The 13670-nt window shown below is 31.9% G+C and carries 9 protein-coding genes and 2 pseudogenes; 4 read left to right on the top strand and 7 right to left on the bottom strand.

What is annotated here, in order from left to right:
* Window positions 1-336: 336 nt before the first annotated feature.
* The 3 genes from hlyII to ACYVEC_RS06180 all read right to left on the bottom strand — a co-directional run bounded on the left by hlyII (window position 337) and on the right by ACYVEC_RS06180 (window position 3893).
* On the bottom strand, window positions 337-1575 hold the full coding sequence (hlyII, locus tag ACYVEC_RS06190; RefSeq protein WP_063221210.1) for a hemolysin II HlyII: 1239 nt from the start codon (window positions 1573-1575) through the stop codon (window positions 337-339).
* Window positions 1576-1878: 303 nt separating this feature from the next.
* Entirely contained in the window at window positions 1879-3111 is a 1233-nt protein-coding gene (locus ACYVEC_RS06185; RefSeq protein ID WP_063221211.1) for an N-acetylmuramoyl-L-alanine amidase, read from the bottom strand.
* Window positions 3112-3599: 488 nt separating this feature from the next.
* Complete coding sequence (locus tag ACYVEC_RS06180; protein WP_063221212.1) at window positions 3600-3893, bottom strand: ArsR/SmtB family transcription factor; 294 nt, start codon at window positions 3891-3893, stop codon at window positions 3600-3602.
* Between the two features lie 713 nt (window positions 3894-4606).
* Between ACYVEC_RS06180 and ACYVEC_RS06175 the strand changes: the two genes are divergently transcribed.
* Window positions 4607-4960 carry a hypothetical protein gene (locus tag ACYVEC_RS06175; protein ID WP_063221213.1) on the top strand — a complete coding sequence of 118 codons (354 nt, stop codon included), beginning with the start codon at window positions 4607-4609 and terminating at the stop codon, window positions 4958-4960.
* A gap of 376 nt (window positions 4961-5336) precedes the next feature.
* On the opposite strand, the gene ACYVEC_RS06170 is transcribed toward ACYVEC_RS06175, so the two are convergent.
* On the bottom strand, window positions 5337-5777 hold the full coding sequence (locus ACYVEC_RS06170; RefSeq protein WP_063221214.1) for a hypothetical protein: 441 nt from the start codon (window positions 5775-5777) through the stop codon (window positions 5337-5339).
* A 638-nt stretch (window positions 5778-6415) separates the two neighbouring features.
* Here ACYVEC_RS06170 and ACYVEC_RS06165 point away from each other — a divergent pair.
* Window positions 6416-7669 (top strand): sensor histidine kinase, encoded by a 1254-nt coding sequence (locus ACYVEC_RS06165; protein WP_063221215.1) that lies wholly within the window; start codon window positions 6416-6418, stop codon window positions 7667-7669.
* Between the two features lie 267 nt (window positions 7670-7936).
* On the opposite strand, the pseudogene ACYVEC_RS06160 reads toward ACYVEC_RS06165, so the two are convergent.
* The 3 genes and pseudogenes from ACYVEC_RS06160 to ACYVEC_RS06150 form a co-directional block, all read right to left on the bottom strand.
* A pseudogene (locus ACYVEC_RS06160) lies at window positions 7937-8126 on the bottom strand (beta-channel forming cytolysin); the annotation flags it as partial.
* Between the two features lie 2 nt (window positions 8127-8128).
* Window positions 8129-11044, bottom strand: a complete 2916-nt coding sequence (colA, locus tag ACYVEC_RS06155) for a collagenase ColA (protein WP_460505919.1) — start codon at window positions 11042-11044, stop codon at window positions 8129-8131.
* A gap of 203 nt (window positions 11045-11247) precedes the next feature.
* Window positions 11248-11925 (bottom strand): MgtC/SapB family protein, encoded by a 678-nt coding sequence (locus ACYVEC_RS06150; RefSeq protein ID WP_063221217.1) that lies wholly within the window; start codon window positions 11923-11925, stop codon window positions 11248-11250.
* A gap of 289 nt (window positions 11926-12214) precedes the next feature.
* On the opposite strand from ACYVEC_RS06150, the gene ACYVEC_RS06145 reads away from it, so the two are divergent.
* Both ACYVEC_RS06145 and ACYVEC_RS06140 read left to right on the top strand, forming a co-directional pair.
* Window positions 12215-12733: a GNAT family N-acetyltransferase gene (locus ACYVEC_RS06145; protein ID WP_063221218.1), complete on the top strand. Its 519-nt coding sequence runs from the start codon at window positions 12215-12217 to the stop codon at window positions 12731-12733.
* Window positions 12730-13649 (top strand): annotated as a pseudogene (locus tag ACYVEC_RS06140) (GNAT family acetyltransferase). Before ACYVEC_RS06145 ends, ACYVEC_RS06140 begins: the two are co-directional and overlap by 4 nt.
* Window positions 13650-13670: the final 21 nt, after the last annotated feature.

Here is a 13670-nt window from a genome sequence, read left to right as displayed (position 1 = left end):
CTTTAAACTATTCGCCACACAACGTACGCCTCAAAAAGAAACATCCCCTGACTCTCTCCTATCCTAGGTCATCATACAAAGAATTCATTTAAAAATGAAATAAAAATAAACACCATACTTAAAACAATATCCCGCTGTGTAGCATGAATAGCTTTCAAATACTTCACGCTCTTTTCTGATTGAGTATAAGAACGAACGAAAAATAATAAGGACCAGAGTTTATCTGTTTTTACAGATAAACTCTGGTCCTTTCATTACGTTATGCAGATTTAAAATACACCTTTATACTCATATCTTGATGAAATAATTATCCATCAATTGTACCTCATTTACTGATTAGATTTGTTTAATCTCAATATAAGGTCCTTTGATGTTTAATTTGTTAATGTCATTTGAGATATTTCCTACAGTTGTTTTTTCATTAAACGTATAGACCTTTTCACCATTTACAAAGATACCCCAATTTTTATCTTCGTAACTGATACCATAGCCAGCATTGATAGATGTCGCTTTGAGTTGGTTTCCATTTATTGAAAAAGATAATTTCCCTTTTCCTTTGTTAAGTTTGTTATTCACGTTGTTGATACCAATCATTTGTTCTTCAAGGGCTTTTTGGTTATCAAGGGTAACTTGATGGTTTTTCCAGTCCAATTTATAGTTGTTTGTAAAGAACTCATTATATGTATCTTTATTATTTGTTCCCCACCATTTTGAACTTACCCATTCAATATTATACTGATCTGAAATTCTACGATTTGTTATTTTTAAATCTGATGTAGATTCTGTTTTATCAGCAGTAATAACCGCTACTACATTAGGAGAAAAACCATATCCTGTTAAAGCTGGTACTGTATCCTTTGAAACAAAATTATTCGTTCCTTCATTATAACTACGTGATTTCATAAATAGTTGATTACCGTAGAAAGTATTAAATGAATCACGATTATAAATTCCCCACTCCGGGTAATTAAATGATTGGAATCCTACTTTCCAATTTAATTTTTTATCTGTGTGAGTCTCTAATACCGTTTTATAGTCTACTTGATCGTAAGATACACTTTCTTTCCAAGCAAAGCTACCCGTAATACTCGCATCGGCATTGGGTCCTTTATCATTTACCCCAACTTTAACACTTCCACCAAGTGTATACCCAACCTCGGAAGTAACCTTTGCTGAAGTCATTGTATTAACTGGGGCAGCTTTATGGAATTGAGCGCTATCACCACTTGTTATTTCTGCTTCAGTATGATAAGCCGATGGCCATTTTAAACCTGCGTTATAGTATCCGCCATTAATTGTATATTTAGCATCTATATTACTACCATCAGTGGTAACAATTGCAATCTTTTTATCTGCGTAAGGATCCTCAATAAAAGAAACCTTTATTGAATTTTTGATATTCTGCTTCATGTCATAAGTAGTTTTAAAACTATTATAGACTTTTCCACCATTTTGAAGATTTTCTACAGTTCCTTTAGAATCCGCAAATACAGATGTTGCTTGTAAACCAAGTGATCCAGACATAATAACGGACGCTACCGCAACACTTTTAGCTATTCCATTTGCTTTTTTCATACAGACAGCCACTCCTTCTTAAACATTTAAAAGATATAAACGTATTATTTTTAGTTTTCAATACTAAAGATAGATTCATAACGTTACAATGTAGAAATTTATTAATCTTTACGACACTAACTATCAACACTTGTTTTGCTAATTTTCATCTCTTTTTACTGATAACTATTATCAACATTATTAAAACACAAAATAGCGATTTAAACAACAATTTTAAATGTTAATTTAAAATTGTTGTTTAAAAAAATGTAAAAAAATTATAGAATTCTTCATTTCAAGAATTACTATATTTTCATTTACTTATTACAATCTATATTCAGATACATTATTCCCTTTCCATTCATAATAATCTAAAATCCCCTCATAAATGGCTTCTGCTGCAATCTGCCTTCCGTTTTCTGTAGATAACTTACTATAATCGATACCATTATCTATAAAAGCAAGTTCCGTTAACACAGCTGGCATGTCATTTTCTCTTATAACATGAAGATCTCCATGTTTAACACCTCTATCACGTGTTTGAAGTGCGTCTACTAATCGTGTTTGAATTTTTTCAGCTAAAACACGACTTTCTTCCACATGAGGATTTGTTTTTTCAGATTTAGAAGATTTATAGTAGTATGTTTCTGTCCCTTTTGCATTACCGTTAAAAGCATTTGCATGAATGCTTATAAAGATATCACCCTGATTTTGCTTAGCAAACTTAACACGTTCCTGTAAAGAGCTTTTTTGATCATGTCCAGGTCTAGTATCAGATTCACGAGTTAGTAAAACTGTAAATGGAGTATGTTTTTCAAGCAATTGTTGTAGACGTAAAGAAGTATCTAGTACAATCTTACTTTCAGGTAATCCCTTTGTGTTTTTTCCTGGATCTTCGCCGCCATGTCCTGGATCAATAATTATTGCTTTATTTTCTAAAGGATTACTTTGACTATATTGAAGCATATCTGTTTTTGCGGTTAGTTGTGCAGCTTCAGCGCGTGTTATGAATCTATTTGGTTGCCAACCATTATCTGTACCAACTGAGATTTTTAAATCAATTAAAGTATTTGCGAACTTTTCACCCCAATGTCCCTTTAAATCTTCAAATTTACTTTGTCCATTGTTAGTGCTTTTATTTTGTAGTTTATATGCATTCACTAGCATAGTAGCCATAGCAGCACGAGTAACTTTTCCAGAAGGATTAAATATTCCATTTCCTTCACCTTTAATTATTCCTGCCTTTTCAGCTGCGGCAATATAAGGAGTTCCCCAGTGGTTTTGTGAATCTTTAAAAGATGGTTTTGCATTTAAATCAATGTGTATACCAAGAGCCTTTGTCATAATGGTTGCTGCAGAAGCTCTATCTAGTGTATCACTTGAACCAAAAGTTCCATTTGGATAACCACTCAACACTTGTTTATCAACTAAATAAGTAACGGATTTGTCAGCCCATGCAGGAACATCTGGGAATTTGTGAGTATCTGCAAAAATACTAGAAGAATAAGATAGTAGACTTCCAGCAAGAATTCCTGTAGCAATTAATTTGTTCTTCAAAATTTAGCACCTCTAAAAATTTATTACAAGTTAGTAAATATATCATTTATAGTTAATCTTTAAATAATACTCCTTAGACTAAAGAATAGATTAAGTTGGCACTAACACTATATTACAAATGAATAATTTAAAATTGAACTATTATTCCGAAAAGAATCTTCAGACATACACTTATAGATTGAAACTATTCAATATATTCACCAACATTGTGTAACTAGTATAGTTACTTATATGAACGAGTGTCAATTGAAATAACCTTACAGTTTTGTAAGGTAACCAACTTAATAATATATAAAGTAATTATTAAACAATGTAAATAATTATCTTTTATTTTAAGCAAAGATTGTTTTAAAGCACATTCCTTCTAAATTATCATTGATGCCTCTTTCAAGTCTTAATGCACACCTTAAAAAGAGCACTTTTGAAAAGTACTCTTTTTACTTTGCAAACCACTAATTCTATTAGGAAACTTTTTACGAATTATGAAGCTACAAACCTAGAATTCCTACAATCTGGCGAGCCTTAGCATTATCAATATAATAATGCATCTCTAATCCTCGTCTTTCTGCACGGAGCACGGTTCCCCTTAATTTTGATAGATGCTGTGAAACAGTGGATTGCGGGAGTCTTAATATTTCTATCAACTGTGTAACATTACACAGTTGATGGTGCATTAATTCATTTACAATTTTTAATCGAACGGGATGTGCCATTACCTTTAATACTTCTACATCTTCCTCTCGGATTTTAGCTAGATCTCTATTAGATATTAATGTTGTCATTTCGCATTCCCCTTTATTATTAATTTCTATTTTTCAATTATCCTTATAAATAGTACTTATAGATATTTACCATTTGTCCTGTTGAGAAAATATATTCTCGTTCTTAAACAAAAAAAACATCAATCCTATAAACAGTTTTTACTGTTCCAATGAATTGATGCCCTCTAATTTTTAACCAAACTATATTTTGTTTTAAAAGGATTATTTTATAGTTTATTATATGACTTTGAATGAAACTTAACATTCTTTGTTACATAAAAAATAATACTTTTCTCCCTTGTTTAAGTACGAATTAAAATCCCGATTCCCCCTTACACATATTGTAAAATCCAAAAGAAACGTTTCTTCATTTTATCTTATACAGCATATATTATGTATTTCTCAACACCAATAAACGTAGCTAAATCCCCTATAATGGTATCTCTAGCTGGTAACTGTCATTCCTTTTTAAAAGATCACTGTCTTTAATAACAGATCCTTTTAACTTTCCTCAATTAAAATATCCTTTTTATTTTATTTTCGTTTTAACCTCAATGATATATAAACCCCTTTTAATCTATTAATCCCCTACTAAACTTCTCCATGTAGAGATAAAGGAGACTTCTCGTTCAAATAATAAATTATGCAACATTGCATTTGATAAACATTTTCATTGTAACTATAATGATTACAGGATTACTATTAATCCAAATATTCCACGTGGAGGTTTTATTATGTTTAAAAAAATCATTGTATCTTCTATGGCGCTTACTATGTTTGGTGGGGCTACAACTATGCTAGAAACACCTACTGCTCAAGCAGCTTCTTATAACTCAACATCCTCTTCTTACTTTGATGTCACTCCTGAAGAAGCGGCTGCTTTTTATCAATCTCAGGACTATAAAACATTAAAAGCCTTTATGGATGACTTTGAAGCTAGAAACCCTTATGTTCCTGGTGGAGGCTACGCTCAAGGTAGTGTTCGAATGCAAAAATTCAATGATGCTCTTAGAGATGCTAAATTAACAAATGTATACCAAGAATTTATTAGAATTTCGTACTACAATCATTATCCAGAACCAAAATAATCTAAACAAATAAGATGCTCATTACTTTAACTTAGCCTAATTTTAAATGTATAGCCTAAAACTAGAAAAACCACTTATATAAGTGGTTTTTCTAATTTTCCATATAACTTAACTGAATGATAAGTTACCTTTATTTTAAGATTTATCACAACCGACATCCTCTTTTTTACACAAACTAGTAAATTAGCAATGAAAATATCAACATGTATTTATAAATAGTTGAAAACCATTCTCTTCTGTTTTATAGCAAAAAACGAGCACCCTCTCGTAATTACATAAGGTGCTCATTTTTATTTTTATGTGTAATTCTGGATTCAATATAGTTTCTTTCCGGTAAGTAAAGACTAAATTAACTTATAAACAAGGCGTTTTAAATTTAATTCATAGATTTTACTGCAACTTGGAATTGTCCCTTAGAACCATCATCATTTGAAACGTAAATACTATACGTTCCAATTGGTAATGGAGATAAAGCATTCCGTACATTTGTAACATTAATTTGTTGTTCTCCAGGTTTTATATAACCACCAACAATTAGCTCCATATTTGGACCTTTCACACTATATCCCATTGTATTTTGACCATTATTTTTCATAAAGAATCTTAAATTTTCACTCCCACTATATACAAAAGAAGTTATAGCCTCTCCACTATAATCCATTGTTTGAGTTAATAATATGTCTGTAGGAATATGTTCAACAAAATGAATTGTATCATTCATTTTGTTTACTTCTTCAGCATAAGTATTATTTCCTAACACACCAAGTGTTAATGCTGAAATTACTCCACAACTGAGCACTAGTTTATTTAACTTCATTTTAAGTTCCCCCTCGATGTTTGTAGTCTATTACCATCATACATTCTTTTTCAAGTACGTTTTTATGTAATAATTCATATCTTTAAACCTATATATTTTAACTTTACACCTTAATAGTTAGTGAGAAACTGACATAGATAAGGCTACAATATTATGCTTCATAAAAAAGAACATGTAAATTTCAAAGTCTTTTTCTCACAAGAATTCATACAATTAAGTACCAAGACACTCAAATAAATAGCGTTCCCATTTCAGATAAAATATACTAATAAAAAATTTTGAAATTTTCACTTTGTAATTTGATATATTCCATGTTAATATAACGAAGGCTATAAAACAAAAGTCACCACATATATTACCTTCACAGAATATTCACACTTAAAAAATCATTATTTTATCAGTAACTCAATTCAAATTTCACCTATACAAAAATCAATTTCTAGTTTCATATGTATAAATATCTAAGTAGATTTTTTTATCTATTAGTTTTTCTAACTTCCTTATCAATTCTAATACGTGTAATATAATAGTACTTTTTCAAGTGCCCTTCCTTTTTTAGATAGAAAGTTTACTGATACTAAACATCTAAGTTTAACTCATACATAATCCAATATACAAACTATCGGAGATGCAAAACTATGGGAATATCTACTCTTTTATTAAATACCTTTATAATAATAATTTGTATCCTTAGCTACCACGTATTTTGGCTAGAATTTAAAGAAAAAATAACATGTAATAATATATTGATTTCTATCCTTTCCTCCGTTGCTATTATTTTTTGCATGACTTTTCCTTTTCATTTACATGCTGGATTTATTTACGATTTACGTTTTATTCCTATCATATTAGTTTTTCTATACGGAAATACAAAAAACATTGTTTTTATAGGAATTTTATATCTTTCTTATCGATTTTACTTAGGCGGAAATGGCGTTCTTCCATCATTTATTATCTTTACTATTATTTCTGTTATAACAATGTTCTTTCGTTACGTATTACCTATGTATGTTAAAGAAAAAAAGCTATTATTAAGCTTACTTCTTATTTTAGTATGTACAACTTCACTTTCTATCTGCGGTTTTGTAACTCAAATAAATACAGGCGGTAAAATAGACTCTACTCTCATAGAATTTTTATTAAATTATATAATCATTAATATTTTCACAGTATTATTATCAGTTTATTTAATAGAGGGAATGATTGAGAAATATAAAATGAAAGAAAAGCTGCAACGGGCTGAAAAATTTTATATAGCTAGCGAACTAGCCGCGTCCATTGCACATGAAATCCACAATCCACTAACCACAGTACATGGATTCACTCAATTGTTAAATGAAAAACATGCCTCTAAGCTACCTCAGGATCAGTACTTAGAAATCATGTTAATTGAAATGCAGCAAATACAATCTACTATTAATAACTATTTATCTTTAACAAAACCACAGAACACCCTAAAAGAGAAAATAGATATTAATCATATTTTAAATCAAGTGAAAGACACTATTTCACCACTCGCTCTATCATATAAAGTTGAAATAAAACAAAATAGTACAGATTCCTTTTATATAAATGGCGACCCCGAAAAATTCAGAATCTGTCTAAACAACATCATACAAAATGGAATTGAGGCCATGACAAATGGTGGAGTATTACAAATAAATATACAGAAAATAAAAGGTAATATTATAATCGATATTATTGATTCAGGGATTGGAATGTCCTCTCAACAAATAAAACGAATTGCTTTGCCATTCTATTCAACAACAGAAAAAGGGACTGGACTTGGTACTATGATTGCTTATAGCATTATTAAAGAATTAAACGGAGATATAGAGATAGAGAGTGAATTAGGTAAAGGGACACGCTTTTCTATTAGTATCCCCTGCTAATATGACGGAATTATTTAAATGATAAAATTTTACTACTTAACTTATTAAATAAATTTAAAAAATGCTGCTACTTGACTCATTAGTCATCTTGATTTCTTGAATGAATTAAAAGTAATAAGGACCAAAGTTTATCTGTTTTTACGGATAAACTCTAGTCCTTTAATTAAATCAAACATACTTAAATTTTATTACTTTGCTCACATCTCTATGAAATAATGATTCATAGACTGTATCTCATTTACTGATTAGATCTGCTTAACTTCAAGATCAGCTCTTAATACTTGATTTCTTAATATCATTGGATACATTCCCTACAGTTATTTTTTCATTTAAAGTATAAGCTTTTTTGATATGCATAACGATACTCCAGTATTTATTTTTGTAACTGATATCGTTACCTGCATTACTAAATATAAGCTTAAATTGATTTCCATTCATTGAAAGACAATTTCCCTTTTACTATTTTACCTCTACCGTATAATTCCCTGTTCCCCCGCCATACTGATACACATGTAAATAATATTTTCCTGGATACGTGTAGTAACTTCCTACTAACTTATTCCCCTCTTGCTGTGCATACGTAACATAATTATTTAAATCTGCTTCTGAATAAAGAACCCAGTTTACTCCTATATTATTTTCCTTCGTTACATTAATTTGCAGGTTTTTCGCCGTTTCCACATTTATTTCAAAAAAATCACTCGTATCACCATTTCCTAAACTAGCACGTAAAACTTGATTTAATTGCAGTTTATTTGCTGTTTGGAATGAATTATTTGATTCTTTTTCTACACTATTATCCTCTTTCTTTTGAACGGTTACATTCGTTGTAACAGTATTCGTTAACCCTTTATCATCTGTTACTGTTAATTTCGCTGTATATGTTCCTTCTTTTGTATACACGTGAGTCGGATTTTGTTCATCACTTACAGTACCATCACCAAACTCCCATTTATAAGCAACAATTTTCCCATCTTCATCTTTTGATCCATCGCTTTTAAACGAAATTGCCTCATTTATATTTCCACTATAGGGATCATTTATAACCGCAACTGGCGCTTTATTCACAGCGCCTTCTTCTGTATTAATCCCATGGAATACAACGTCATATTCAAATTGTTCTGATGCATTCACACGGTAATTTACGAAATAAGCTGTTACTGTTTTATAGCCTGTCCATTCTTTTGCACTTAAACGTTTTAACGTATCATTCACGTTTTGTGTAATTGTTTTCCAGTCTTCATATTCCCCTTTTGCAGTAGTACCTGTGTACGTCCCTTGCAATGTAAATGTATTAAAGAACTGTGATTTATTTTTCTTAACCGATACATTACTTAATTTTACTTCTGCTGTAATTTCTGCCGCAATATCTGAAACTGGTTTCGGTGCGTGAGTTGCTAAATAATCATCTGATACTAATGGAACATTATATTTCTCACGGTTATCGACTAACATTTGCATATAGTCTTGATACTCTTTATTTAAATTCGCATCTTTACTTAAAGCAGAGCGGTATGCATCATATGCTGTTACATCATTTTTTCTAATAAGATCATGAATTTTGTCAAACATATCATATCTCTTATTGTACATGTACGATTGTAAAGCGAAGGAATAATTATAGAAATCCCACGTTCCATACTTTGCATTTAACGTTCGCTCTGCCGTATAACGTTCCGCTGGATTTGAAGATAATCCGCCAATAATGCTCTTTCTCGGTACAACATTATCCGTTCTCGTTGCACCTGCAAAAAACTCAGCATTTCCTTCTTCAAACCAAGATAATCTCTCATTCTCATAAATCTTACCTTGGCCCCAAAGTCCTGGCACTTCATATCTGCCTTGTAAATAATGCGTGAACTCATGTCGGAACAATTCTTCTAAACTATAAATACTTTCTTCTGGTGTACGTTCATAAGTAAAGAACGTGCCTGTTCCTTCTATATAAAGACCACCGTTATTCGTTTCATATCCGTACAATTGACGATTAAATTGATATTCAGCTGGACTATTATAAATAACCATCGTTAATACATCATCAGGATTTCCTTTTTCTAATGGCTGGTCACTTTCAACCGTACGATGGAATTGCGCCTTTACTTCTTTTGCCGCCCAATAAAGACGTTTTACTTTTTCTTCTGTCACTTTATCTCCAGCTTTTAAAACAATTGCCCCATCATCAAACGTATACGTTTTCGGCAAATACTTTTTCTTCCCATCTTCTCGTATTTGATCTAAATTAATAACGTTACCATTTGCATCTTTTCCGCCATAATTCGTCGTAATTTGCTCAGCCGCTACGAAATATTGCTCTCCTAAGTACGGATATATTTTCATTGCGTCTGTTACTACTTGTAACCCTTTCGTTCCTATAGTGTGGAACGTACCAAGTCTACCTGTATAATAAATCCCATTATTAATAAGCCATCCGTTTTTCTCTGTAATCGTTCCCATTAATGCAAAACGACTTAGCTCATTAATATAGCTATCTATTTTCTGATACCATACTGTATCTTTTGGCGCTTTTCTCGTATCGTACAAATACGATTGAATGTCGTAATCGACGCCTTGCATAATATCGTAAATCGCATTTCCAGCTGATAAATTATCTACTAATGTAGAAAAATTATCATTATATTGTTTAAAAATCTTTGAAGCTGATGTTATCGTTTCCACATCACTCGAAGCATTTCCTATTAATTTCCCGTATGATGATATAACTCTATTTTGTTCTAATGTACCGAGTTTAAAATTCGGATTGCTTGTGATCATTTTCAATGCAGGTAAGCATTTATCGTGATAGCTCCGCTCATTTAGTTTACTTAATTCTGTATTATAAAACCCTAAATAAAAACCAGATCGTAACACCTCTACTAAAGTCTCAATCCCTTTTGAATCATCTTTCGTATAGGCTTGTCCTTGCTGCTTCAATTTATCAATAATTGCCTGCATCCTACTATCATTTTGATAGAATGCAAGACTATCCTTGTTAAACTGAAATAGCCCAGTAATTTGCTCCCAATCGATTGTTACAAGTAAATCCACTAACTGCTGATTGCTCAATTGATTTAATTCAGCAATTGTATAAGTTTTCGCTGCAGCTAATTGCTTACTTTCCTTTTTCACTTCAGGCGGTCTTTGTGATAAATCAGCAAGTTGTAGCCTTTTCTCAAAAGACTTATTTTCCAGCACTTTTGATGAATGAGCTAATTCTTGCACTGGTGGTTGTACGCCAACTGGCTCCATTTTGAGCACATTTCGATAAGAAACTTGCTCTCCCTTTGTACTTTCTGCCAATGTACTCCCTTGAAAACTTCCTAACATTAAACTAGCAAAACTTACCCCTAATAACACTTTTTTTGAATAACCTTTCATGCTCTCCCCTACCTTACATTTTTTAGTGTCCTGCACCATTATTTTACTATTTTTACTTTTTATACTGTATTGAGAAAAAAATAAGGTAACGTTCACATATGTATCCATGTCGTGCAAAATTAACACTTGACTTTACGTGCGTTTTATATCAAAAAAGATAGATCATAGCGAAATTCCAGCTACATCTATCCTCGTTTTTAACACTATGATTTTAACTTTATGAATGTAACTTCCGGTAATATTTGCATATGCTGAATAAACTCATTCTTTTCTTCTGACGATATATTTTTCAGTTGCATCCCTACCTTATAAACAGTTTCTATACCTTGCTGTGAAGCTTCCACTTCATATGAAAGTATTGGAATGCCTTTCACTTGTAGTGTTTCTAATATTTGTTGTACTGCTTCATGTTTATTTATACACATTTGCACCGTTATATTTTGTGGAAATAAAAATTGCACCTTAAAAATACGACTTACAATTTCTAAACCAATTAAAACGAGAATCGTCGCTCCAATGCCTACTACATACATTCCCGCTCCAATTGCTAATCCTATTCCTGCAGTAGCCCATAAACCAGCCGCGGTCGTTAATCCTTTCACCGCCTGCTTTTGAATAATAATTGTACCTGCACCTAAAAAACCAACTCCACTAACGACTTGTGCTGCAATACGGCTTGGGTCTAGAGACATATGCTCTTCAAACACAATATCTGAAAAGGCATATTTCGAAACAACCATTATTAACGCACTTCCTACCGCTACGAGGAAATGAGTCTTTAATCCAGCTTCTTTCGATCGAATTTCTCTTTCAATACCAATCATTGCTCCTAACAAGCCAGCAACACCGATTCGTATAATAAAATCAAAATCTACACTCACGGGCACTTCCTCCTTTCATTCATTATAGATAGATAAAACAAAAATTATCACAAACATCTATTTATCGATATGAAGGAATACCACTAAAATACACTTAATACTCCGACCGTTTTATGTTAATATTTTAAATATTAACATAAAATAAATAACTTCTAATTTTAAGCCTCCACTAATTTTCTAAAAAACAAGGGTGGATTACATGAAATTAGGTTGAGAAAGTTAAGAAAACGCTTTCATTTTGTATCATAATTATTTATAAAAACTACATAAATAAAGGAGCTTACTAACAATGACCGTCTCATTACTTACACCTACTACTGATTTAAAAGAAGAATACTTAGATTTCTATAACGAATGGAAAGATAGCGGTGAAACAATGATCCCGTGGGTTATTTCAAAAGACCCTTCTAACTTCCCCGCTTTGATTCAAGAATTACTCGATGCACATAACGGAGTAAACCTTCCTGAATCTTGGGTACCAGACTCTACATATTGGCTCGTTACAGATAATAATAGAATTGTGGGGGCTGTTAATATACGCCATAGTTTAACCGAACATTTATTTAACGCTGGCGGTCATATTGGTTATGGCATTCGCCCTTCTGAAAGAAGAAAAGGTTATGCTACGAAGTTATTAGAATTATCCCTAGAAAAAACTAAGGAATTAAACATCACGAGAGCACTTGTCGTTTGCGATGAAGTAAATACTGCTTCAGAAAAAACAATTTTACATAACGGCGGGCTTCGTGATGATGATTTCACTGAGGAAGATGGAAATGTAGTAAGAAGATTTTGGATTGAGCTATGAAGAAGTCCTCCAATGAAAATAATCTTGTTATAGAGAAGTATAGTAGAAGTAATGAGCTTCAAGTAAAACATCTTATTGATTTATATAATGAAGAATCGTATCTATTTCACTTATTACGAGATAATAAAACAAAATGCGCGTATGTTGCCTACTATAAAAAAGATGTAGTAGGCATCTTTTTTACCTGGGACAGTAACTTCCATCCATACTGCACATACTTTCGAATATATACGAATCCTTTCTATTCAGGGCTACACATTGAACAATTTTTATTAAACGAGATTCCAAAACGAGAAAACTTCATACTACCATTACAAACCTCTATATGGGAAACGTCAGCTCATTTAAAAGATTATTATGAGCAAAATAATTTTATGGAAATCCGAAGAACATATATGCCGATATTAAACGTACAAAAAATCATACCTATCGGGACAACGCTTCATTCAAATTATCATGTACAAACCTTATCCACCATCTTGTCCAATAATAACTTCTTTGAAAAACTAGCTCACTTAGTAAAAACGAATTACGAGTATACTCACTTAGCAAATCCGGTTGCCTCACTCTCTCTCTCGAAACTTGGCAAGAGATGATTTTGGCTGATGATGTACTACTAGATGGGAGCTTTCTCATTATAGATGAAGCGCATCAAATTATGGCATACTCTTTCCTCCATACATCGGAAAGGGATACTGCTTTAGAACTAGGATGGTGCGGAACTCACACTATAGAAGATTTACCCTTACTGAAACTGCTCTTTTTCAAACAAGCTATGTATGCAAATAAACACGGCTATTCTTTTATTCAAGGTGAATTTGATTCAACGAGTATATATGCAATGGAAATATTAAAATCCTTTCCTTTTAACCCTTGTGCTACTTGGATTACGTATCAAAAAGAAGTCGGAAAGTGATTATACACCTTCCGACTTCTT

It is taken from the genome of Bacillus sp. MN7755 (assembly GCF_054771475.1).
This window is presented reverse-complemented; position numbering and strand designations above follow the sequence as displayed.